We start from the raw sequence: 22,297 nt of genomic DNA, 5'->3' as shown, positions 1-22,297 counted from the left end.
GCCTTTTGTAGCCTCCGCCACCTGCTAAGTAATCATGAACTACTGATCTTTTAAATTCCTTTTCGTACTTCGCCATGAAAAACACCCCAAGAGTTGGATGGGTGTCCAACTTTTGGGGTGCAGTTCACGAAAGGTGCTTTTTTGCGGTCGCATCTAAACGGTAAACGCTTAGGCAGCGACTGTCTTGCGAACGAGCTTTTCTTTGATACGTGCGGACTTACCGGAACGGTCACGCAGGTAGTAGAGTTTCGCGCGTCGAACATCGCCACGGCGCTTGACTTCGATGCCAGCGATCTGTGGTGAGTACAACTGGAATGTACGCTCGACTGCCTCACCAGAAGAGATCTTGCGCACGATAAAGGCTGAGTTCAGACCGCGATTGCGTCGAGCAATCACGACACCCTCAAAAGCCTGTGTACGCTTGCGGTTACCTTCAACCACGTTCACGCTCACAACGACTGTGTCGCCTGGCGCAAAATCGGTGACAGGCTTGCCGCCAGTCAAACGAGCAATTTCTTCTTGCTCAATAATTTCGATCAAATTCATAAAAAACTCCAAGTCATCATGCTCTCGGTCAATATTATTTGGCTGGGATGTCCGACCTATTCGGGCATCTGCTACCGGGCAGAGGATGCGATAAAAAGTCATTGATTCTACTATATTTTTCGGCCTTTTGTCCTGAAACTAAGCGATTTTAGAGAGGCCTCCAGGCAAAAAATGTTTCAATATCTTGACAATTGCAGTGCCCAAGACCATCGTTGTCCTTTCATGGCAGTCCTTTCACTGAGCTTTCCTATACTGAGATCACTCTCGCATGACTTTTTCCGCACTGCTACTGGTCATCGTCGCGGCGATTTGTCATGCCTCGTGGAACCTCTTGGCCAAAAGAGCCGCTAAAGTTGGGCCACCCTTTGTTTTTGCATATGGCTTGTGCTCGACCATACTCTTTGCCCCCTGGGTAATTTGGATCCTAGTTTTTGAACAAAACGAATGGAGCTGGGCGATTTTAGGGTGCATCCTTTTATCAGGATCACTGCATCTAGCCTATAGCCTCAGCCTGCAACGCGGTTATCAAGTGGCAGACCTCTCCGTAGTCTATCCAATCGCCAGAGGGACGGGCCCGTTTTTATCGACAATTGGCGCCATTCTTTTTATTCGTGAACCCGCTACCGTGCTGGGTCTTGGTGGCATGCTCTGTGTGGTAGCGGGTGTGTTGATGATCGCCACACAAGGACAAATCAGGCGTTTGTTGCAACCAGAGGCCATGATAGGCGTGCGCTGGGGATTGCTGGTCGGCTGCTTGATTGCCGCCTACACGCTTGTGGATGCATATGGCGTCAAGGTGCTATTTATCGCTCCCGTGCTGTTTGACTGGGCAACGACTGCATCCAGAACAGTGATCATGCTGCCCCATATGGCTCGACAACCTAAACGAAACTGGCAGGCCATGCGGGGCTTTTGGCCATTGGCATGGGCTGTTGGCGTCCTTTCACCGCTGGGCTATATATTAGTTTTGTATGCTCTGCGCGATGGAGCACCGGTCAGCCTTGTGGCGCCCGCACGAGAAATGTCGATGCTGTTGGCGACACTGGCTGGTTTATATATCTTGCGCGAGCCTGTGGGCTGGGGCAGGCTTATAGGCTGTTGCTGTATTGCCATTGGTGTGGTGATGCTAGCAAGCAGCTAAGGCGGTGCAATGTTTTACTGCTCTGCTTTACTGCCATGGCATTAAAAACCTGCGGCAGTACCAATCCATAAGGAAACCGGCACCATGGCAATCCAAAAGGTCAGCAGTAATACATCGGAGACCATCTTTTTGGCTGTTGATGTCTGGCTGTCGGGACCGTATGCTGCAAATGATTGTGGGTAGTTGTGGCGGACTTCGCGTGTCATGTTGCTACTCCTTTTAAAGACTGAATACATAAACAGTACTGTATATTAAATCAGTACTGTTTGCAAGGACAGTATTTATTTTGTTTTTTTGCAACAACGCGCTTTATGCTAATTTCACCGCTATATGTTTTCCACTGCGATCTGAACATAGACAATTTATCATAAACAAAACTTAACTTAGCTAAGATTTTCATGAACGCTTTCACTTCCAGTCATGCACTCTTTCAAGTTTTTGCTGACCACAGTATCGATCGTATTTTTCTTGTCCCCGGAGAAAGCTATCTTGGTCTGCTAAATGCCGTCGTTGATTTTCCACAAATCGATGTCGTGACATGCCGACATGAAGGTGGCGCGGGCTATATGGCTGTTGCAGACGGTCGCTTGACGCGTCGTCCCGGAGTCGCATTGGTTAGTCGGGGTCCGGGCGCCTCAAATGCTGCGATTGCTGTTCATACCGCTCAACAAGATGCTGTGCCGATGATTCTGATCGTCGGCCAAATCGCCGCACGCGATTTGCGTCGCGAAGCCTTTCAGGAAATCGACTACCAGAAAATGTACGGCTCGATCGCCAAATGGGTGTTCGAATGCCAAACACCAGAACAACTTGGAGAGGCCGCATTTAAAGCGATCCGTATGGCGACCTCGGGCGTTCCGGGGCCGGTGGTGCTCGTCATACCCGAGGACATTCAGCAACAACCCGTTGCCAAGCCCGCCTTTCGCAATCATGCCCAAATTTTTGGCTTGCCAGATCAATCTGTCATGGACGAACTCAGTAAACGTCTAGCCAATGCCAAGCGACCTGTCGTAATCGCCGGCGGCATGTTTGATTGCCCGGGGGGACGCGAGGCACTCAAGGCCTTTGTGCACCACTGGCAACTTCCTACCATGGTGTCCTTTCGTCGCCACGACATTTTCCCCAACGACGATTCGCTGTTTGTTGGCGACTTGGGACTCTCCAACCAGGCCGCCCAGATGGAGACCCTGCAACAAAGCGATTTTGTTCTAGCGCTGGGCACGCGCTTAGGCGATATCACCACTCAAAATTTCCAATTCCCGCGCTACGCTCAGGCCTCTCAAACTCTCCTGCATTGTTACCCTGACTCACGGATCGTAAACTGGGATACGGTGGCTGATTATCCTTTGGTCTGTGATCCGGTCGCACTTGTACGCGCACTCACACAAGCTAATGCCACGCAACCCGGAACAGAGCGGCAAGAGTGGCTCAAGATATTGCGACAGCACTCACAGCCGTATGCCGCCTGGCCCAATCGCAAAGCAAAGAAAGGCGTCAACTTTACCGAAGTCGTACGTGCCGTGGCAGACATGGCGACACCTGATACGACTGTTTGTTTGGATGCCGGGACTTTTGCCGCCCCTGTTTACCGACATTTCTGCCTTAAAACCGGTCAGCGACTCATGGCTCCGCTTGCCGGCGCAATGGGGTATGGAACGCCGGCGGCGCTCGCATGCGCCCTGCGCCAACCTGAACGCATGACAATTTGCATGGTGGGTGATGGCGGTTTTCTGATGACTGGCAATGAGATGATTCTTGCTGTCGATAGGAAGCTTCCCATCGTTTTCATTGTGTCAAACAACGCCAGCTATGGCTCAATTCGACTGCACCAGGAGCGCAGCTACCCCGGACGCGTCAGTGGCACCTCGCTGTTCAATCCGGACTTTTGCACGCTTGCCACAAGTTTTGGGATGAAAGCTGCGCGGATTCAGGAGCAAGCTGAGATTGATTCCGTCCTGCGTGCGGCCATGACCGAACGCGCACCCATCTTGATCGAGGTCAATACAAGTCTTGACGCAATATTGCCCTAGGCGTGGCAAACCTGGCGGGGGACCACCAAATGAAAGCCATCCGCTAGCTTGCCTGCATCAAGGTAGAGTGATCAAGCGCTTGGGTCAACACCACGCCTTGGTGAATGGCATCAGCCAGAGCTTGCGTGCGGGGGAGAATCACACCCGCATAAAACACTGCGGTGGCAAATTTATTTTTGATGAAATCGGGAGAGACTTCTGTCAACAAACTCTCTGATTGCTCCTGCGCGCACACGAGAGCGGCACGCGCCATCAGCCATCCGCCAAGCACATAGCCCGAGAGCATCAGATAAGGCACACTGCCCGCATAGACTGCACGGATGTTGTGTTGCGTCTGCTCTTTCACGTATGACACAACCGAAGCGTAGTGCGCAACGGCTTGATTAAGTTTGTCCGCGATCAACAACAAACCAGCCTGGTGCTCAACCTGAGTCTGATTCGCGCATTCACGGAGTGCAGCAACCGTCTGACTCATGGACTCAATCAATTGTTCTGCAACCGCTCCGCCATCGCGCAAGGTCTTTCGTCCGATTAAATCGTTGGCCTGTATCGCTGTCGTTCCCTCATAAATCGTCAGGATTCTGGCGTCACGGTAAAACTGTGCAGCACCTGTTTCCTCGATAAATCCCATCCCTCCATGGACCTGCACACCAAGAGAGGAGACTTCCAGCGAGCACTCGGTGGAAAATCCTTTTACAACGGGCACAAGATAGTCGTAGAGGGCCTGATTGGCACGGCGAATCTCTGCATCGGCATGGTCGACACTGAGGTCATCCGCGGCAGCAGCCATACAGGCAATCGCTCTGGCCCCCTCGGTCAATGCGCGCATGGTCATGAGCATACGCTGAACATCCGGATGACGAATAATAGAAACGGGCCCCGCAGAGCCTTCTATCGCTCGACTCTGAACACGGTCACGCGCGTAAGACATGGCTTTTTGAGTAGCGGCCTCGCTCACACCGATGCCTTGCACACCCACGGCAAAACGCGCAGCGTTCATCATGATGAACATGTATTCCAAACCGCGATTTTCCTGACCGACCAAGGTGCCAACCGCCCCCTCACCGACCTCACCTTTGCCGTCGCCAAACAACAGTACTGCTGTGGGACTGCCATGGATGCCAAGCTTGTGCTCGAGCGAAGCGCACCAGACATCATTGCGCGGACCGAGCGAACCATCCGCGTTGACCAAGAATTTTGGAACAATAAATAGCGAGAGGCCTTTGACACCAGGAGGGGCATCTGCAGTGCGCGCCAAGACAAGATGAATAATGTTTTCGGCGAGATCGTGCTCTCCGAACGTGATGTAAATTTTCTGACCAAACAAACGGTAAAGACCATCCGCCTGAGGCACGGCGCGAGTTGTCACCAGAGACAAATCAGAACCGGACTGCGGCTCGGTCAAATTCATTGTGCCCGTCCATCGAGCACTCACGAGCGGCTCGATATACGTCTGTTTTTGAGTGTCAGAGCCAGTCAGCAACAAGGCCTCGATCACGCCATCTGTCAGCATCGGGCACAAAGAAAACGCGACATTCGCAGCGTACAGATTTTCAGTCGTGGCGGTCGCAAGCAACTTGGGCAGCCCCTGACCTCCCCACTGCTCTGGGTGTCTAAGACCTTGCCAGCCGCCTTCTACGAACTTTTTAAACGTTTCGTGAATTGCACGCGGCATGCTCACCTGTCCGGCATCACATACTGGCGGTTCGCGATCACTGATGCGGTTGGTCGGCGCGACAACCTCCGAGGTGAATTTCGCATTCTCCTCGAGGATCGCATCAACCAAGTCGGACTCAACACCAGAATATGCCGGCAGGTTTAAGACACCCGGCATATCCACGAGGTAGTTGAATATGAACTTAAAATCTTCGACGGGCGCACGATAAGTCATCTCGCCCCGCCTTCTTACAACGTACCGACTAGCTCTGGAACAGCAGTGAACAAATCAGCCACCAAGCCGTAATCCGCAACACCAAAAATGGGCGCTTCAGCATCTTTGTTGACTGCCACGATGACCTTGGAGTCCTTCATGCCTGCCAAGTGCTGAATGGCTCCAGAAATGCCAATCGCCACATACAGCTGAGGCGCAACGATTTTCCCGGTCTGACCGACTTGCCAGTCATTGGGAGCATATCCAGCATCCACTGCGGCACGCGAGGCACCGAGCGCAGCGCCAAGCTTGTCTGCCAAAGGATCCAGGATTTTGAAGTTTTCAGCGCTGCCCATGCCACGACCACCTGACACAACGACTTTGGCGCCTGCAAGTTCAGGACGATCACTTTTGGCAACTTCGCGACCGACAAAGGTCGACAAACCAGCTGCAGCAGCAGGTGAAACAGACTCAACAGCGGCGCTGCCACCCTCGGGGGCTGCATCAAAACCTGTCGTACGCACGGTGATCACTTTGACAGGGTCTGCGGACTGCACAGTGGCCACAGCATTACCTGCATAGATAGCGCGCTCAAAGGTATCGGGTGAAATCACGGACTGGATTTCAGAAATCTGTGCAACATCCAGACGAGCAGCGACACGAGGCGATACGTTTTTACCAGATGCGGTCGCGGCAAAAAGGATGTGGCTATAGCCTGAAGCCAAGGCAAGCACTTGCTCGGCAACGTTTTCAGCCAAACCATCCGCCAAGGCGGGAGACTCAGCCAGCAAGACCTTAGACACACCTGAAATTTTGGCAGCGTGCTGTGCAACCGCGGCAGCATTCGCGCCTGCGACGAGCACATGCACATCACCACCGATTTTGGATGCGGCAGCGACAACATTGAGGGTTGCGGCTTTCAGTTGAACATTATCGTGTTCAGCAATGACAAGTATTGACATGATCAAACCACCTTGGCTTCGTTCTTGAGTTTATCGACAAGTGCAGCGACATCGGGCACTTTGACACCCGCCGAGCGGGCTGAAGGCTCAGCGACCTTGAGGGTCTTGAGGCGAGGGGCAACATCCACACCCAGATCCTGAGGAGTCACGGTATCGAGCTGTTTTTTCTTGGCTTTCATAATATTCGGCAAAGTCACGTAACGAGGCTCGTTCAAGCGCAAGTCAGTCGTGACAATAGCAGGCAGCTTGAGCTCCAAGGTCTCGAGGCCGCCATCGACTTCGCGCGTGACGCGCGCAACACCTTCACCAAGCTCAACCTTGCTTGCAAAAGTCGCCTGAGACCAGCCCAGCAGAGCCGCCAGCATTTGACCCGTTTGGTTAGCGTCATCATCAATGGCCTGCTTGCCAAGGATAACGAGCTGTGGCTGCTCTTTGTCCACCAAGACTTTGAGGAGCTTGGCAACAGCCAAAGGCTGCAGCTCAACATCGGTTTGCACCAGGATGCCGCGATCCGCACCAATAGCCATGGCTGTGCGCAGCGTTTCCTGACACTGAGCGACTCCGCAGGAGACAGCGATGATTTCAGACACCGCACCTTTTTCTTTGAGTCGCGTGGCTTCCTCTACGGCGATTTCATCGAAAGGATTCATCGACATCTTGACGTTCGCAATATCGACACCCGACTGATCCGATTTCACGCGCACTTTAACGTTGTAATCAACGACACGTTTTACAGGCACAAGCACCTTCATCCAACGATCTCCAGAAATAAGTCATGCATTTGAAATATATATACCTCCGATTTTACCGGATATAGGTTTGATCTCGCCTGTCATCCCCTATGCGATTGTGAAACGATGCCTATGTCATTATGGAAGAAACACCTAAATCAGAAAAAAAACGGCTGTCTAGGTATCATAGCGACTATCGCCAATAAGGAAAATTTATGTTCCCACATCGCCGTACCCTGAACATTTTCGCCTTAAGCCTCATTCTTGGTACGGTTTTGAGCGCATGCTCAGGCTCGGCAGGGTCACCAGGCTCAAGCTCAGGCAATGACTCCGCCCGTGCGGCAATCAAAGATCAAGCTTCAGCCACCTCATCAGCCAGCGCGACGGAAAATAACCAACGTTACGATGCTCCAGCAGGTGGGCACACCCAAACATCTCGCAGCCAGGTTTTGCGTCAATTTGGCGTTGAACTCGCTTCCTCTCGCAATCTTTCAGAGCCCGCGGTCCTCAAATTAATTGAAGAGGCCAAGTACAACCCCACAGTGATCCGGATTGTGACCCCACCCGCTGTGGGTCAACCACGTGCGCCACGCAGCTGGGCCACCTATCGAGGCCGATTTGTTGAACCCATCCGGATCAATCAGGGCCGCGCGTTTATGCAGCAGTATGCAAAAGAACTCGATCGCGCAACAAAACGTTATGGCGTTCCACAAAACATCATTGCGGCGATCATAGGTGTCGAGACACTCTATGGAAAAAGCCAAGGCAATTTCCGCGTTCTGGATGCCTTGGCCTCACTTGGTTTTGACTATCCTGATCCTAAAAGACCCGATCGCGCAGCAATGTTCCGTGGGCAGTTCGCAGATTTGATTGAGCTCGATTTAACCGGAAAAATTGATGCCCGCAGTGTAAAAGGATCGTATGCCGGTGCAATTGGGATCCCTCAATTCATGCCTGGCAGCATCAAACGCTTTGCAGTCAGCGCGACCGGATCTCAAAAAATAGACCTTTCCAACAATATGTCCGATGCAATCGACTCCGTCGCAAACTTTTTGATTGAGCATGGTTGGCAGCGCGGACTACCGGTCTTCGCACCGGTCACACTGCCCGCTTCTGCCGACAAACTCGTGGACGGTGGTCTCACACCGAACTTGGATTGGCCGCAATTGCGTGCGGCGGGCGCAAAGCTCGCCCCCGGCGCAAAAGAAGCAGCTTGGTCCCGCGCACCACTTGGGGTGATTGACTTACCTGAAGAAGCGTCCGGTCGCGTCGAATTACGTACCGCGACACCAAACTTCTTTGCCATCACCCAATACAACCGGAGCTACTTTTATGCAGCATCCGTTGCAGACTTGGCCGAAGCGCTGAAGAACTAAGGGAGCGCGATGCACGCGGTGTGAGCGGGCTCTTCAAGCCGTGCTGCCTCACGCCTATTGAGCCTGCTCGTCAAATAGACCTGTGGAAAGATAGCGGTCACCACGGTCGCACACGATAAAAGCAATCGTGGCATTGCGTGCAGTCTGTGCGACGCGCAGTGCCGCAATCAATGCGCCCGCAGCTGAAACACCGGCGCAAATACCCTCCTCTGCGGCGAGTCGTCGCGCCATGTTTTCCGCATCCTTTTGCTCGATCTGCTCAAACTGATCCACTAAAGATGGATCGTAAATGGAAGGCAAATACGCCTCAGGCCACTTGCGAATCCCTGCGATTTGCGAACCTTCTGCGGGCTGAGCCCCAACAATTGTGATTGCAGGATTTCGACTTTTCAAATAACGGGAAACGCCCATGATCGTTCCGGTCGTACCCATGGCACTGACAAAGTGTGTGATGCGCCCCTCTGTTTGCTCCCACAACTCTGGACCCGTCGTTTTGAAATGCGCCAAAGGATTGTCTGGATTTGAAAATTGATCCAATACTTTTCCCTGCCCCTCGGCCTGCATGCGCGCAGCAAGATCCCTCGCATGCTCCATGCCTCCTTGACTTGCCGGAGTCAAAATCAGCTTGGCGCCATATGCTGCCATCGAAGCACGGCGCTCGATTGATAAATTGTCCGGCATGATCAAAATCATTTTGTAACCACGCATCGCAGCCGTCATGGCCAAGGCGATACCTGTGTTTCCACTGGTCGCCTCAATCAGCGTATCGCCAGGCTTGATTTCACCGCGCGCCTCCGCGCCCAGGATCATCGACAAGGCCGGTCGATCCTTGACCGAGCCAGCGGGATTGTTACCCTCTAGCTTGCCAAGGACGATATTGCCACGTTCACGGGCGACTGGACCAGGCAGTCTTTGCAACTGCACGAGCGGTGTGTTGCCAACTGTGCTTTCGACGGTAGGATATGTTTTCATAGTTGTTGATCATACCCAAAAGTGCAGAAAACTGTCCGTTCAAACCCATAAAATTTTCTAGAAAGGCTGAGGTGAAATGACCTCCGGTTTGGCAACGAACGACTGACTGTGAGACTGTGGTCTACGTTTTGCTGAGCTCGGTTTTTCCGGCATCTCGGGCAAAAGCGCCGCAGTCTCTTGTTGAGCGCCAGTCCCCGCCCTGTCTGAATGAACATCTAGACCTGCTTGGCGTAACGCACGCACCCGTCGCATACCCAGACCCCTGACCCGATCGGACAAATCCTCCATCGATACAAAGGCGCCCGCTCGACTTCGTTCCTGCACAATCATCTTGGCAGTTCTCGGACCAATACCTCGCAAGCTTTCAAGCTGGGTGACAGAGGCTGTATTGACATCGAGCGCTTGAGCCGGCAACACAATCGCTAGGCCTGCAGCGATCATGGCTGTTCGGTTTTTTTTCGAATGGCGAGGCTCGCGCACATGCTTGCTGCGCGCGCGCCAACTTGCGCGGGAATGCTGGACAAGGGGTTGTGCAACGGGGTCTTCAAGAAAAGGGTTCATGCGAGGTTTGCTCCGATAGTCTGACAACTTAAACAAACCCGGAATAGGTCCATTCAAGAGGCGTTATATTGGGGGACAAACCTGGCTGAGAAGTGTCAAAAACAAGCGCTCAGCCCTGCGGAGTTCACGCAACGGATTAGTGTTGATTTGCGTGCAACTGATGAACGTATTCGGACACCCCAGTTTCAACATCGCGCATTGGCTGAGTAAAGCCTGCGCGACGCAAGGCGGACACATCGGCTTGGGTATAGCTCTGATAGCGGCCCTTCAAGTCATCCGGAAAGCTGTCATAGCGCAACAAGCCCTGTTTGACCAAATCCTCGAGTGGCAAGTCTGACTTTCCCTGAATCTTGCGCATTGAATTGACCACTGCAGCTGCGACATCATTGAAAGGCTGCGCACGTCCAGTTCCGCAATTAAAAATTCCAGAGCTCTGGGGATGATCCAGAAAATGGAGGTTTACATCCACCACATCGTGCACGGAAATAAAGTCTCTCATTTGACCGCCATCGCCGTAACCATCCCAGCCACCAAACAAACGGACATAGCCCTCTGCGAGAAACTGATTCATATTGTGGAAAGCCACCGAAGCCATACGGCCTTTATGCTGCTCCTGGGGTCCATAAACATTGAAATATCTTAGGCCAACCACTTGGGCCGTCAGGGTATTCAACCGGGCACGGACAACCTGATCAAACAGAAACTTGGAATAACCATAAACATTCAGTGGTCGTTCGTTTTCAAGACTTTCAACATAAACAGGACCCGCACCGTAAACTGCAGCCGAAGAAGCATAAATGAATGGGACCTTGTGCGATTGGCAGTACTCAAACAACTCAAGCGTGACACGATAGTTGTTATCCATCATGAAATGGCCATTACGTTCGGTCGTATCCGAGCACGCACCTTGGTGAAAGACCGCGCGAATGCCTGGCAAAAAACCATCAAGCACACAACGACGGAAATCATCTTTGTGCATGTAATCAGAAATCTGCGCACCAACCAGATTCACGAACTTGTCGCCATCAGTGAGATCATCCACCGCTAGAATATTAGTCATACCCCTGCGATTCAAACCGCGCACAATATTGCTGCCGATAAAACCTGCCGCGCCAGTGACGATGATCATGAAAGCTCTCCTGCAGTAACGATGGAAGTACCTAGTTTACCGACAACGATACCACCGGCTCGATTTGCCCATCGCATCGCGCTCGGCCAGTCAACGCCAGAGGCACGCATAACCGCCAAAGTTGCCAATACTGTATCACCAGCACCTGACACATCGAAAACCTCATGGGCCTGAGCCTCCACATGCTCACGCCCTTGGGCCGTAAAGAGCGTCATGCCTTGCTCTGAACGTGTCACGAGCAACGCCTCAAGGCTGAGTTGCTCACGCAGCGTCTGCGCACGATCGGTCAAGGATTGCTCAGAGTCCCACGCACCAACAGCTTGTTGCATTTCACTGCGGTTTGGGGTGACAAGAGTCGCGCCACGATAACGCTGATAGTCGGTACCCTTTGGGTCCACCAGAATAGGCAAGCCTTTTTGACGCGCGAGCGCGATTAACATTTCAACCTGAGCTAAGGCGCCTTTGGCATAGTCGGACAAGACAATCACATCGTGATCAGAAAGCAAGTTTTCAACTTGGGCACGCAAATTCTCAAGCAATGAAGCGGTTGGTTTTTCTTCGAAATCAATGCGTAGTAACTGTTGTTGCCGCCCCAAGACGCGCATCTTGAGCGTCGTCGGATGCACCGCGTCCGCCATCAGATGAAACGCAATCCCTGCATCGGATAGCAGCTTGCGTACACTTTGGGCCGCCTCGTCTTCACCGACGAAGCCGACAAGGGTGGCTGAAGCACCCAAGGCAACAATATTGCGCGCCACATTCGCTGCACCACCCAGGCGATCCTCGCGTTTGACCACACGTACAACCGGTACGGGGGCCTCCGGAGAGATGCGCTCAACCTCGCCAAACCAGTAGCGATCCAACATGACGTCCCCGACAACGAGGACACGGGCACGCGCAATAGCTTCTTTAGGAAACGAACTCATTCCAACTCTTCCAATCTGCGCGGCTGATAGGTTTCCCACGCGTTACAACCCGGACATTGCCAGTAATAGCGGCGCGCCTGAAACCCGCAGGCGCTACAAATATATCGATCAAGACGTTGTGTATGGCGGTTAATCAGTCGGCGTAACAACGTCAAATCCGCACCTGGAATGGGGCTCTCGGACGGCGCATGATCGGCAGGCGCTTTTTGGGCCAACTCGGCCTCAAGCAAACGATCCAGACCCAGTAATGACGGATGCGACTGCAAAGCCAGTCTCGCAAAAGCCCAGGCTTGATCAACGCCTTGCTGTGTTCTCAACCCTCGAAATACAACATTAAATAAATCCAGGGAGGGATGTTGCTGATAGTGAGCTTGTAAACGTCCAAGGCCAGCAACAGCCTGACCTTGAGCACTGTAGCTGTTGAATAAATCAGAGGCGATCAAGCCTGCGAACTCTGGCGCTTCATCAAGGACTGACTCAAGATACCTCTGCTGCAGAGCAAAGTCCTTTAATGAACTCGCGATACTTGCATGAAGCATCGCGACGCGTACAAATGCCGGTGTTTTTCCAGTCGTTTGAACCTGTTGAACCGCGCGCTCAGCGAGGGCAAGGGCCACGCGTGCCTGCTCCACATTTGGTGGCTTCTCAGACAAAGAGGCTTGCGCCTGCTCGCAGTGATAGTGAACCAATTGAGGAACAGGCTCATTGACCAGCTTACGTAAATTCTCCACCGATGCGATTGCTCGCGCCCAATCATGTTCTGATTCGTAAATGCGGATTAAAGCTCGTAGCGCAGGTAATGCATAACTCGTGTCTTTAAGCACCGCAAAAGCTTCTTCGGCTCGATCCAGCATCCCCGCTTTTAAATAATCCTGTGCCAACTCATGTTGGGCATGATCTCGCTGAGCGATCGGGAGATCCTCTCTAAATAGCAGGCTTTGATGGACGCGTATCGCCCGCTCCATTTCACCTCTTCTGCGAAACAAACTTCCCAAAGCAAAATGCAATTCAGTTGTTTCCGGGTCGAGCTTAGCGACCTCGACAAAAGCATCGATTGCCCGATCGGGCTCTTCATTCAGTAGGAAATTTAAGCCTCGAAAATAAGAGTCTGGCAGATTGCGTGTCTCAGACAACATCTGCTTGATATCAAAACGAGCCGCCATCCACCCCAAAGCGAACAGTAACGGCAAGAAAATCAGCCACCAGGCTTCAAAATCCACGACTAGATTCCATAAAGATAAGTGGAATGCGGCACCGCAAAGGCACCGCGCGCATTACATCGGTGAGAGCGGCACCAGCGCATCAGGAGACAAACCAGCCTGCGTCTGAGGGTTGGAGGAAGCTTGAAGCTTTTCAATCTCTTTGCGTAAGCGTGCGAGCTCACGTCGGCGTCTGAGTGCAGGAGGAATCGTGAGTAACAGCCCGAAAATCGTACCCAATACAAACGTGGACAGCATCACCACGATCAGAGGTACATTCGGTATCGATAAACCATCGAAAAAGGTCACCGAGACGGGATTGGTGTTTTTAAGTGCGAATAAAAGTACTGCGAGAAAAACGATCAGGCGCAGGGCCCAGACGAAGTAGCGCATGGCTGATCCTCCAAAGTGCAAAAGGTGATTGTAAGCGCCCCGGGTACAGTACGCATAAAAAAACCGCCTTTCGGCGGCTTCAAACTATCCGGCTACGACCCCGGCCTGATCTTCATTTAAATCCACACGCTCGCGCAACTCCTTGCCAGCTTTGAAATGTGGCACCTGTTTTCCAGGCACCAACACTTGCTCACCCGACTTGGGGTTGCGCCCGACTCTAGGCGCACGTTCTGACAGAGAAAAGCTGCCAAAACCGCGTATCTCGATCCGCTGACCTTCAGCTAAAGCCTGGGTCATCGCATCAAGAACGGTCTTGACTGCGTAATCTGTGTCACGGGCGGCCAGCTGAGAGTAGCGGGCTGCCAGTGCGGCGATGAGTTCTGACTTAGTCACTGGATTTATTCAGTGTCGCGCGCTTGGTCGAGCTTGGCCTTGAGCAATGCACCCAAGTTTGTTGTGCCCGAAGAAGCACTTGCTTCAGTCATACGCTGCATCGTGTCAGCAGTTTCGGCTGTATCGCGTGCCTTGATCGACAACTGGATCGAGCGTGTTTTACGATCGACGTTGATGATCATGGCCTCGATATTGTCACCGACTTTCAAAGCTGTCGTTGCATCCTCAACGCGGCCTGTCGCGATCTCGGAGGCGCGCAGGAAACCTTCGACCTCATGAGACAACGTAACCGTTGCGCCCTTGGGCTCAACTGCCTTAACCGTACCAGGAACGACAGCGCCTTTATCGTAGGTGCCAACGAAGTTGTTGAATGGATCACCTTCGAGTTGCTTCACACCCAGGGAGATGCGCTCCTTGTCTGTGTCGATGCCCAGAACAACAGCGTCAAGCTCGTCACCCTTCTTGAAGTTGCGAACAGCCTCTTCGCCCGTTTCTGTCCATGACAAATCGGACAAATGAACCAAACCGTCGATGCCACCTGGCAAGCCAACAAACACGCCAAAGTCTGTGATCGACTTGATCGCGCCGCGGACCTTGTCGCCACGCTTGAAGTTGGAGGCAAACTCTTCCCATGGATTCTGACGGCACTGCTTCATGCCCAAGGAGATGCGGCGACGGTCCTCGTCGATCTCGAGAACCATGACTTCGACTTCTTCGCCGAGTGTCACGACCTTGCGTGGATCAACGTTCTTGTTGGTCCAGTCCATTTCGGAGACGTGAACCAGACCTTCGATCCCTGCTTCAACTTCAACAAATGAACCGTAGTCTGTGAGGTTCGTCACTTTACCGAACAGGCGTGTGCCCTGTGGGTAACGACGTGCCAAGCCCACCCATGGATCTTCGCCAAGCTGTTTGACGCCCAAGGAGACGCGGCTCTTTTCCTGATCAAACTTGAGGACCTTGGCTTCAACTTCCTGACCAACGGTCAAGACTTCGGATGGGTGACGCACGCGACGCCATGCCATATCTGTAATATGCAGCAAACCATCGATACCGCCGAGGTCAACGAATGCGCCGTAGTCGGTGATATTCTTGACAACACCCTTGACGATGGAGCCTTCCTGGAGGTTTTCCAAGAGCTTCTGACGCTCTTCGCCCATGCTGGCCTCGAGCACAGCACGACGTGACAACACAACGTTGTTACGCTTGCGGTCAAGCTTGATGACCTTGAACTCCATGGTCTTGCCTTCGAAAGGCGTTGTGTCCTTGACTGGACGCAGATCAACCAACGAGCCTGGCAAGAAGGCACGGATGCCTGCTGTCATGACAGTCAGACCGCCTTTGACTTTACCTGTAATCGTGCCAGTCACCAGTTCGTTCTTGTCGAGCGACTGCTCGAGTGACAACCAGGCTGACAGGCGCTTTGCACGATCGCGGGACAGCACGGTATCACCATAGCCGTTTTCAAGCGAGTCAATCGCGACAGATACAAAATCGCCTGGTTTGACTTCGAGCTCGCCCTGATCGTTGAGGAATTCTTCGAGGGGAATCAGTGCTTCTGATTTCAGTCCAGCATTCACCACAACGAAGTTGTGATCAATACGAACGACTTCGGCGGAAATCACTTCGCCGGACTTCATATCCTGTTTTTGGATACTTTCTGCAAACAGCGCGGCAAAACTTTCGCCGGCTTGGGTTGAGGTTTGTTGAGTTGACATGTACGGAAGATCCAGATGGCCTTTGGAGCCGGTAACACACCCTATTCGGGTGGAGTGGTTAAACCCTTGACCACAGGTCAAGGATGCTTTGCACAGTTTGTTCAATCGTCAGGTGAGACGAATCAACGACATGCGCATCCTGTGCAGGTAATAGAGGAGCGACCGCGCGTTCGATATCTCGCGCATCTCGCTCACGCATATCGGCAAGCAGGTCTTGTAGATTAGCAGAAATTCCCTTTTCGATCAATTGCTTACACCGCCTCTGGGCGCGCGCATTCACATCCGCAACTAAAAAAATCTTTAAGTTAGCGTCTTGAAACACAATTGTTCCCATGTCCCGACCGTCCGCAACAAGCCCGGGGCTCTGTCGAAAGGCCCGCTGTCGCCCAAGTAAAGCCGCTCGCAGAGCAGGGTTGGGTGCGAGCTGCGAAGCCAAATTACCGACGCGCTCTTGTCTGATCAACTCAGAGACTTCAGATCCGTCAAGCAGTATGCCTCCGGGGTGGAACTTAACCTGAAGAGTTCTCGCGATGTCTGCCACGGCCTGCGCATCAGACGGGTCAATACCCTTTTGCATCACGGCAAGCGCGGTGAGTCTATACAGGGCTCCACTATCAAGCACCCCCCACCCTAGCGCCTCGGCTACTCGATGGGCAACCGTGCCTTTACCAGAAGCAGTCGGGCCGTCAATCGTGATGACAGGGATAGGATGATTCATGTCAGCAGACCACTCAACACAGCAAAATAAGTTGGAAATGTTTTACTGACGCATTCAGGATCCATGATCCGCACACGGGATTGACCGAAGGCAGCCAGGGAAAAACACATCGCCACCCGGTGATCATCATAGGTATCGATCGAGGCATCGTGCCAAAGACCGGACTCGATGGGATGAACGCGCAACCAGTCCGGGCCACTCTCAACCCGAGCGCCAAGTTTTCTTAACTCAGTTTCCATCGCATGGATCCGGTCGGTTTCTTTGACTCGCCAGCTCGCGATATTGCGCAACGTGCACGGCCCATCAGCAAACAGCGCCAACGCCGCTGCAGTCATCGCTGCATCAGGGATCAAGTTGAAATCGGTGTCAAACGCCTTTAATCGATGACCTGCTGTGACATCGACCCCCGAGACTTCGATCGCAGCCTCTTCTCGACGCACCCTTGCACCCATGGACTCGACAACATCGGCAAAGGCTACATCACCCTGAATGCTATTGGCTCCAACACCTACCACCCGCACAGGTCCCCCACCGATCGCTCCAAGTGCCAGAAAATAGGAAGCAGATGACGCATCGCCCTCCACAAAAATGCTTCCAGGTGAGCGATAGCTTGCATCAGCATCAATCACAAACTGCTGCCAGCCATGACGCGTGACCACCACACCAAAACGCGCCATGAGATTGAGCGTAATGTCGATATATGGCTTAGAGATCAACTCGCCAATCACCTCGACAGTCAATGCTCGACCGGTGCGTGCCACAACAAGCGGCGCGGCCATGAGCACAGCTGTCAAAAACTGGCTGGAAACCGAACCTTGCACACGCACACGATCACTCAGCTGCCCGGGGGCAAGGATCTCAATCGGCGGGTAGCCTGGCTGATCGAGATAGTTGATTCGAGCTCCCATCTCCCTGAGCCCGTCAACAAGATCTCCAATCGGACGCTCGTGCATACGCGGCACACCAGAGAGACTGTAATGCCCGCCCATGACTGCAAGCGCTGCGGTGAGAGGACGTATCGCGGTTCCGGCATTGCCCATGAAAAGCTGCGCCTCAATGACAGGAAACCGTGCAACACCCGTCACGCTGACAGATTCAGAAGAATGCTTGATGACCTGGACCCCAAGCTGATTTAAAGCGGCCAGCATCACAGCCGTATCGTCAGATTCGAGCAGGCCCTCTATGCGCGTCGTTCCCTGGGACAGGGCAGAAAGCAGCAGGACACGATTAGAAATACTTTTAGAGCCGGGCAATATAACGGTACCCTCGGCATGTTTGGCTGGAGGCAAATCCAAGAACGCTTGACGACTCATGACCCAAGGTCCTGCCAATCACGACGCGCTTTAGAGGCATGATCAAGCATGTCCTCAAGCCACTGCGCATCATTTTCGCGCAAGGCATGTTCGGCGCGCTCAAAAACAGCCTTCATCGCTTGAAGTTCCGCAAGCATGGCGGGACGATTAGCGATAAAAATATCACGCCACATTTCAGCAGATCCTTGCGCGACGCGCGTGAAGTCTCGAAAGCCAGATCCCGCAGTCTCAAGCTTGAGCGCAGCGTCGTCGCTATGCGTCACATACTCCATGTAAAGCGCGGCCACCCAGTGCGGCAGATGACTAATGGCAGCTACTACGCCATCGTGTTGTGACGGTTCAATCGACACCACGTTTGCACCGCATGCCTGCCATGCCGAACGAACAGTCTCGACATCCTGAGGATGGTTTTCCACCAGTGGGGTCAGCATGACACGGCGTCCAACGTACAACTGCGGGTCTGCAGCCTGAGGCCCTTTTTCATGCGAGCCGGCCATCGGGTGACCAGGAACAAATTGCGCAATGCGAGTATTGAGTCCAACACGAGCGGCTTCAATTACGTTTTGTTTGGTGCTGCCACCATCAGTGATGATCGTTTTTGGACCAAGCCAAGGACACAACTCTTTGAAAATACTCTCAAAAGCCCCAACCGGTGCGGCCACAAAGATCAAATCCGCGCGTTGCGCAGCGTCTTTGTAGCTCACCACCTCGTCAATCAGTCCAAGCCTGGCGGCCTCTTGCAAGGTTTCAGGACGACGCCCCGCCCCCAATACCTTTTTCACTACGCCGGCTTGCTTGAGGGCGGCGGCAAATGAGCCACCGATCAAACCAACACCGATCACAGCAACAGTTTGAATCTTGAAAGCATCCATTTTGACGGCACTCATCTTGATCGCACTCACGCGCCCAACGATTTCAATATTGCAGTCAACGCATCAATAAACTTTTGATTCTCGTGCGGCAAACCGATTGAAACACGCAACCACTCAGGCAAGCCATCCCCTTTGACCGGACGGACAATCACCCCGCGCTTAAGGAGCTCGAGATTAATCCCAGCTGCGTCTCCGACCTTCACGAGTACAAAGTTTGAATAGCTTGGCACATAAGTCAAACCAAGCTTATCAAAAGCATGTTGCAGCTGAATCTTGCCTGCGCGATTGACTTCAAAGCTCTCGGCCAGGAACTTTTTATCACTCAGCGCGGCAATCGCAGCAGCCTGCGCAAGAGCGTTGACGTTGAACGGCTGTCGAACGCGATTGAGCAAGTCTGTCAGGACCGGTTGTGCCACGCCGAAGCCTACCCTCAAACCCGCCAGGCCATATGCTTTTGAAAAACTTCTGGATACCAATAGATTGGGATAACGTTTGACCAGTCCGATGCTATCCACGCGGAGCTCAGGCTCTAAAAACTCGTTATAAGCCTCATCAAGCACCACGGTCACGCGGGTGCCGTGACGCTGGGCCACAGCAGCTAAAAATGACTCAATTGCATCGTTGGCTAAATATGTACCCGTTGGATTGTTTGGATTGGCAATAAACACGAGCCTAGTATTGTTTTTAATAGCAGAGAGCATTGCAGGCAAATCATGTCCATAGTCTTTTGCCGCGACCACAATATGCTCCGCACCACGCGCTTGCGTGGCCAACCTATATACGACAAAGGCGAATTGCGAGTACACCACAGAGCTACCAGGCTCAAGCAAAGCAGAAGCCACAAGCTCCAAAATGTCGTTCGAACCGTTGCCTAGGGTGAGCCAATCTTGTGGTACCCCATAGCGTTCGGATAACGCCCTTTTGAGATCAAAACCCGCAGGGTCAGGATAGCGACCTAACCCAGCCACGGCATCGGCGATTGCGCGCCGTGCGGACTCAGGCATGCCAAGTGGGTTTTCATTTGAGGCAAGTTTCACAATACTGGCCGGATCCAGTCCGAATTCGCGCGCCAGCTCCTCGATGGGCTTACCGGCCTGATAGGGAGCGATTGCGGCAATGTGTGGGGGTGGAATCAATACAGAGTCTTGAGGGGACATGAGCGAGACACCAAGAAAACTGAACGAAGACGAAATAACCAACGAGCGCGCCGGACCTGGCACACTCGTGATTCATGAGAACTACTGCGCCGGATAAGAACCCAATAACTTATAGAACGCACACTGCTTTTCGAGAGCTGCGAGTGCCTTCTTGACCCGTGCATCCTCGCAATGTCCCTCGATATCGACATAGAAATAGTATTCCCATTGTCCAGTGCGAGCGGGGCGAGACTCAAAGCGCGTCATCGACACCCCATTTTCAGACAAGGGTGACAGCATCTGGTAGACAGCGCCTGCTCGATTCGGTACAGCGAGGATCAAGCTGGTTTTATCTCGTCCGCTAGGCAAAATATCGAGCTTTCCGATCGCCAGGAAACGCGTTTTATTTTGTGAGTCATCTTGAATCCCAAGTGCCACAACCTGTAAACCCCAAGTTTGCGCAGCGACTTCGCTGGCGATCGCAGCAATAGAGGGGTCTAGGGAAGCAAGGCGCGCAGCCTCGGAATTGCTCGAAACAGGCTCGCGCGCAATACCTGGATACTCACGATTGAGCCAGTTTTGGCATTGAGCCAAGGCCTGGGGGTGAGCGAGAATTTTAGTAATCCCCTGCATGTTGCCAGACTTGCTCAACAGGCAGTGGCGAATCATCAGAGAACGTTCGCCCAAAATTCGCAGAGAAGAACCGAGCAGCAAATCGAGCGTGCGGTTGACCGCGCCTTCGGTCGAATTCTCGACCGGTACCATTCCGACTTGTGCCGCACCTGCTTCGACTGCTCTAAACACCTCGTCAAACGAAGGACAGGCCAAACCTGTGACCGAACGACCAAAATGCTCAAATGCGGCTTGTTCAGAAAAAGATCCAGCAGGTCCTAAAAATGCAACAGTGAGTGCTTGTTCAAGCCCGCGGCAGGCAGAAATGATTTCAGTCCACACAGAGGCGACTGCTTCGGCGGGAAAAGGTCCGCGATTGAGTGATTGCAATTGCCGAATAACCTGCGCCTCGCGCTCAGGGCGCAGCACGGGACCCTCGGCGTGATGGGCATGCTTGACCTCACCCACCTCTTGCGCAGTCAGGGCACGTTTGTTGAGCAAATCGAGAATTTCAGCGTCGATCTGATCGATGCGCTGGCGTAGAGGCAACAACTGGGCTTGCAATGACTCATCCATGAGAGCGCTCGAAATCCTTGAGATAGTCGATAAGTGCCATGACACCCTCTAGAGGCATGGCGTTATAAATTGAGGCGCGCATCCCGCCCACACTCTTATGCCCTTTGAGTTGCATCAAACCGCGTGCTTGCGCCCCCGCCAGGAAGGCCGACTCCAGCGCAGTATCCGGTAAGAAAAAAGGCACATTCATCCTCGAGCGAACGGAGGGATGTACTGGAACTTTATAAAAGGAGCTCTGATCAAAATACCCGTAGAGTCGGGATGCCTTTGCGATGTTTTGCTGCTCCATCGCTGCAAGTCCACCCTGTTCCTTGAGCCATTTAAACACCAGTCCGGCAATATAAATGGCATAGGTTGGTGGCGTGTTGAACATTGAGTGTTCACGCGCAACATTGACATAGTCAAAAGCTGACGGGCAAATGGGCAAAGCATGACCGATCAAGTCACGTCTGACAATGACCACGGTCAAACCAGCCGGTCCGGCATTTTTTTGCGCCCCTGCAAAAATCATCCCAGTGCTGGAAATGGGCATTGGACGAGATAAAAAATGCGAAGAGGCATCGACTACCAAGGGGACGTCTGGAGCACCCAGATTAGCCATAACTGGCCAATCCATTGTCTCGACACCGCCAATTGTTTCATTGCTACATATATGCAGATACGCCGCATCTGGTCGTACGACCCAAGAACCAGAGGGCGGCAACCAGGTTCCGGGTGACTGAGCGCGCCCATCGATCACCGTCTCGGCTGCATTGGTCGCTGCCTCTTGGGCATCGCCATAACGCTGACATTCCTGCATGGATTTTTTGGCCCAAATCCCACTGATCACAAAATCCGCCTTGGGCTTGGCCACGCGACCCAGCAGATTCATGGGAATGATGGCATTTTCTGCCGTCGCACCACCCTGCATGAAGAGGACTGCATAATCCTCGGACACGCCCAGCAACTCGCGCAAATCGGCCTCGGCTTGAGAACAGATTTCAACAAACTGCTTGCCGCGATGACTCATTTCCATCACAGACATGCCCGAGCCATGCCAATCCAGCATTTCCTGCGCAGCCTGTCTCAATACTGATTCAGGCATCGCAGAAGGCCCGGCTGAAAAATTCCAGGGGCGCGCCAT

22 protein-coding genes are annotated in these 22,297 nt (G+C 53.0%); 3 read left to right on the top strand and 19 right to left on the bottom strand.

What is annotated here, in order from left to right; translation table 11 throughout:
• Positions 1-168: 168 nt before the first annotated feature.
• Complete coding sequence (gene rplS / locus QWY27_RS14675) at positions 169-546, bottom strand: 50S ribosomal protein L19 (protein WP_290199185.1); 378 nt, start codon at positions 544-546, stop codon at positions 169-171.
• Positions 547-814: 268 nt separating this feature from the next.
• Here rplS and QWY27_RS14670 point away from each other — a divergent pair, with 268 nt between their 5' ends.
• Positions 815-1,687: a DMT family transporter gene (locus tag QWY27_RS14670; RefSeq protein WP_290199184.1), complete on the top strand. Its 873-nt coding sequence runs from the start codon at positions 815-817 to the stop codon at positions 1,685-1,687.
• 41 nt (positions 1,688-1,728) lie between these two features.
• Here QWY27_RS14670 and QWY27_RS14665 read toward each other — a convergent pair whose 3' ends face one another.
• Positions 1,729-1,893, bottom strand: coding sequence for a hypothetical protein (locus QWY27_RS14665; protein WP_290199183.1), 165 nt, complete (start codon positions 1,891-1,893; stop codon positions 1,729-1,731).
• A gap of 192 nt (positions 1,894-2,085) precedes the next feature.
• Here QWY27_RS14665 and QWY27_RS14660 point away from each other — a divergent pair, with 192 nt between their 5' ends.
• The gene (locus QWY27_RS14660) at positions 2,086-3,717 is read left to right on the top strand and encodes a thiamine pyrophosphate-dependent enzyme (protein WP_290199182.1); all 1,632 of its coding nucleotides are present in this window, start codon (positions 2,086-2,088) and stop codon (positions 3,715-3,717) included.
• Between the two features lie 43 nt (positions 3,718-3,760).
• Here the strand turns inward: QWY27_RS14660 and QWY27_RS14655 are convergent, their stop codons facing one another.
• Genes QWY27_RS14655 through QWY27_RS14645 form a run of 3 tightly spaced genes read right to left on the bottom strand, consistent with a single transcriptional unit; the run spans position 3,761 to position 7,301 of the window.
• On the bottom strand, positions 3,761-5,608 hold the full coding sequence (locus tag QWY27_RS14655) for an acyl-CoA dehydrogenase family protein (protein WP_290199181.1): 1,848 nt from the start codon (positions 5,606-5,608) through the stop codon (positions 3,761-3,763).
• 14 nt (positions 5,609-5,622) lie between these two features.
• A complete protein-coding gene (locus QWY27_RS14650; RefSeq protein WP_290199180.1) occupies positions 5,623-6,549 on the bottom strand; it encodes an electron transfer flavoprotein subunit alpha/FixB family protein in 927 nt (308 codons plus the stop codon).
• 2 nt (positions 6,550-6,551) lie between these two features.
• The gene (locus tag QWY27_RS14645) at positions 6,552-7,301 is read right to left on the bottom strand and encodes an electron transfer flavoprotein subunit beta/FixA family protein (RefSeq protein ID WP_290199179.1); all 750 of its coding nucleotides are present in this window, start codon (positions 7,299-7,301) and stop codon (positions 6,552-6,554) included.
• A gap of 194 nt (positions 7,302-7,495) precedes the next feature.
• Between QWY27_RS14645 and mltB the strand changes: the two genes are divergently transcribed.
• Positions 7,496-8,656, top strand: coding sequence for a lytic murein transglycosylase B (mltB, locus tag QWY27_RS14640; protein WP_290199178.1), 1,161 nt, complete (start codon positions 7,496-7,498; stop codon positions 8,654-8,656).
• Positions 8,657-8,710: 54 nt separating this feature from the next.
• On the opposite strand, the gene cysM is transcribed toward mltB, so the two are convergent.
• The 14 genes from cysM to serC form a co-directional block, all read right to left on the bottom strand.
• Positions 8,711-9,628, bottom strand: coding sequence for a cysteine synthase CysM (cysM, locus tag QWY27_RS14635; RefSeq protein ID WP_290199177.1), 918 nt, complete (start codon positions 9,626-9,628; stop codon positions 8,711-8,713).
• A 57-nt stretch (positions 9,629-9,685) separates the two neighbouring features.
• Positions 9,686-10,189, bottom strand: a complete 504-nt coding sequence (locus QWY27_RS14630) for a ComEA family DNA-binding protein (protein ID WP_290199176.1) — start codon at positions 10,187-10,189, stop codon at positions 9,686-9,688.
• Between the two features lie 136 nt (positions 10,190-10,325).
• Positions 10,326-11,318, bottom strand: coding sequence for an ADP-glyceromanno-heptose 6-epimerase (gene rfaD / locus QWY27_RS14625; RefSeq protein WP_290199175.1), 993 nt, complete (start codon positions 11,316-11,318; stop codon positions 10,326-10,328).
• Entirely contained in the window at positions 11,315-12,244 is a 930-nt protein-coding gene (gene rfaE1, locus QWY27_RS14620; RefSeq protein ID WP_290199174.1) for a D-glycero-beta-D-manno-heptose-7-phosphate kinase, read from the bottom strand. The genes rfaD and rfaE1 overlap by 4 nt, the downstream gene beginning before the upstream one ends.
• Positions 12,241-13,464 (bottom strand): lipopolysaccharide assembly protein LapB, encoded by a 1,224-nt coding sequence (gene lapB / locus QWY27_RS14615; RefSeq protein WP_290199173.1) that lies wholly within the window; start codon positions 13,462-13,464, stop codon positions 12,241-12,243. Before lapB ends, rfaE1 begins: the two co-directional genes overlap by 4 nt.
• Before the next feature lie 54 nt (positions 13,465-13,518).
• Positions 13,519-13,836 carry a LapA family protein gene (locus QWY27_RS14610; protein ID WP_290199172.1) on the bottom strand — a complete coding sequence of 106 codons (318 nt, stop codon included), beginning with the start codon at positions 13,834-13,836 and terminating at the stop codon, positions 13,519-13,521.
• Between the two features lie 84 nt (positions 13,837-13,920).
• Positions 13,921-14,229 (bottom strand): integration host factor subunit beta, encoded by a 309-nt coding sequence (locus tag QWY27_RS14605; RefSeq protein WP_290199171.1) that lies wholly within the window; start codon positions 14,227-14,229, stop codon positions 13,921-13,923.
• A gap of 5 nt (positions 14,230-14,234) precedes the next feature.
• Entirely contained in the window at positions 14,235-15,947 is a 1,713-nt protein-coding gene (rpsA, locus tag QWY27_RS14600; protein ID WP_290199170.1) for a 30S ribosomal protein S1, read from the bottom strand.
• Positions 15,948-16,005: 58 nt separating this feature from the next.
• Positions 16,006-16,665 carry a (d)CMP kinase gene (gene cmk / locus QWY27_RS14595; protein WP_290199169.1) on the bottom strand — a complete coding sequence of 220 codons (660 nt, stop codon included), beginning with the start codon at positions 16,663-16,665 and terminating at the stop codon, positions 16,006-16,008.
• Positions 16,662-17,978, bottom strand: coding sequence for a 3-phosphoshikimate 1-carboxyvinyltransferase (gene aroA, locus QWY27_RS14590; RefSeq protein WP_290199168.1), 1,317 nt, complete (start codon positions 17,976-17,978; stop codon positions 16,662-16,664). The genes cmk and aroA overlap by 4 nt, the downstream gene beginning before the upstream one ends.
• Positions 17,975-18,865, bottom strand: a complete 891-nt coding sequence (locus tag QWY27_RS14585) for a prephenate dehydrogenase (protein ID WP_290199167.1) — start codon at positions 18,863-18,865, stop codon at positions 17,975-17,977. The genes aroA and QWY27_RS14585 overlap by 4 nt, the downstream gene beginning before the upstream one ends.
• A gap of 11 nt (positions 18,866-18,876) precedes the next feature.
• Positions 18,877-20,007: a histidinol-phosphate transaminase gene (gene hisC, locus QWY27_RS14580; RefSeq protein WP_290199166.1), complete on the bottom strand. Its 1,131-nt coding sequence runs from the start codon at positions 20,005-20,007 to the stop codon at positions 18,877-18,879.
• A gap of 81 nt (positions 20,008-20,088) precedes the next feature.
• The gene (gene pheA, locus QWY27_RS14575) at positions 20,089-21,174 is read right to left on the bottom strand and encodes a prephenate dehydratase (RefSeq protein ID WP_290199165.1); all 1,086 of its coding nucleotides are present in this window, start codon (positions 21,172-21,174) and stop codon (positions 20,089-20,091) included.
• The gene (serC, locus tag QWY27_RS14570) at positions 21,167-22,297 is read right to left on the bottom strand and encodes a 3-phosphoserine/phosphohydroxythreonine transaminase (RefSeq protein ID WP_290199164.1); all 1,131 of its coding nucleotides are present in this window, start codon (positions 22,295-22,297) and stop codon (positions 21,167-21,169) included. The genes pheA and serC overlap by 8 nt, the downstream gene beginning before the upstream one ends.

Origin of the sequence: Zwartia vadi (assembly GCF_030410375.1) — a bacterium.
GTDB classification, from domain to species: domain Bacteria; phylum Pseudomonadota; class Gammaproteobacteria; order Burkholderiales; family Burkholderiaceae_B; genus Zwartia; species Zwartia vadi.
Note: the sequence above shows the minus strand (reverse complement) of the source record. Positions and strands in the feature narration are given on the sequence as shown.

Coding starts and splice junctions, on each gene's coding strand:
- QWY27_RS14665 (WP_290199183.1), bottom strand. CDS start 1,893: ATGACACGCGAAGTCCGCCACAACTACCCACAATCATTTGCAGCATAC.
- QWY27_RS14630 (WP_290199176.1), bottom strand. CDS start 10,189: ATGAACCCTTTTCTTGAAGACCCCGTTGCACAACCCCTTGTCCAGCAT.
- QWY27_RS14645 (WP_290199179.1), bottom strand. CDS start 7,301: ATGAAGGTGCTTGTGCCTGTAAAACGTGTCGTTGATTACAACGTTAAA.
- rpsA (WP_290199170.1), bottom strand. CDS start 15,947: ATGTCAACTCAACAAACCTCAACCCAAGCCGGCGAAAGTTTTGCCGCG.
- QWY27_RS14650 (WP_290199180.1), bottom strand. CDS start 6,549: ATGTCAATACTTGTCATTGCTGAACACGATAATGTTCAACTGAAAGCC.
- aroA (WP_290199168.1), bottom strand. CDS start 17,978: ATGAGTCGTCAAGCGTTCTTGGATTTGCCTCCAGCCAAACATGCCGAG.
- rfaE1 (WP_290199174.1), bottom strand. CDS start 12,244: ATGAGTTCGTTTCCTAAAGAAGCTATTGCGCGTGCCCGTGTCCTCGTT.
- QWY27_RS14610 (WP_290199172.1), bottom strand. CDS start 13,836: ATGCGCTACTTCGTCTGGGCCCTGCGCCTGATCGTTTTTCTCGCAGTA.
- QWY27_RS14585 (WP_290199167.1), bottom strand. CDS start 18,865: ATGAGTGCCGTCAAAATGGATGCTTTCAAGATTCAAACTGTTGCTGTG.
- serC (WP_290199164.1), bottom strand. CDS start 22,297: ATGGCGCGCCCCTGGAATTTTTCAGCCGGGCCTTCTGCGATGCCTGAA.
- cmk (WP_290199169.1), bottom strand. CDS start 16,665: ATGAATCATCCTATCCCTGTCATCACGATTGACGGCCCGACTGCTTCT.
- QWY27_RS14655 (WP_290199181.1), bottom strand. CDS start 5,608: ATGACTTATCGTGCGCCCGTCGAAGATTTTAAGTTCATATTCAACTAC.
- pheA (WP_290199165.1), bottom strand. CDS start 21,174: ATGGATGAGTCATTGCAAGCCCAGTTGTTGCCTCTACGCCAGCGCATC.
- hisC (WP_290199166.1), bottom strand. CDS start 20,007: ATGTCCCCTCAAGACTCTGTATTGATTCCACCCCCACACATTGCCGCA.
- mltB (WP_290199178.1), top strand. CDS start 7,496: ATGTTCCCACATCGCCGTACCCTGAACATTTTCGCCTTAAGCCTCATT.
- QWY27_RS14660 (WP_290199182.1), top strand. CDS start 2,086: ATGAACGCTTTCACTTCCAGTCATGCACTCTTTCAAGTTTTTGCTGAC.
- QWY27_RS14670 (WP_290199184.1), top strand. CDS start 815: ATGACTTTTTCCGCACTGCTACTGGTCATCGTCGCGGCGATTTGTCAT.
- cysM (WP_290199177.1), bottom strand. CDS start 9,628: ATGAAAACATATCCTACCGTCGAAAGCACAGTTGGCAACACACCGCTC.
- rfaD (WP_290199175.1), bottom strand. CDS start 11,318: ATGATCATCGTCACTGGCGCGGCAGGTTTTATCGGCAGCAATATTGTG.
- rplS (WP_290199185.1), bottom strand. CDS start 546: ATGAATTTGATCGAAATTATTGAGCAAGAAGAAATTGCTCGTTTGACT.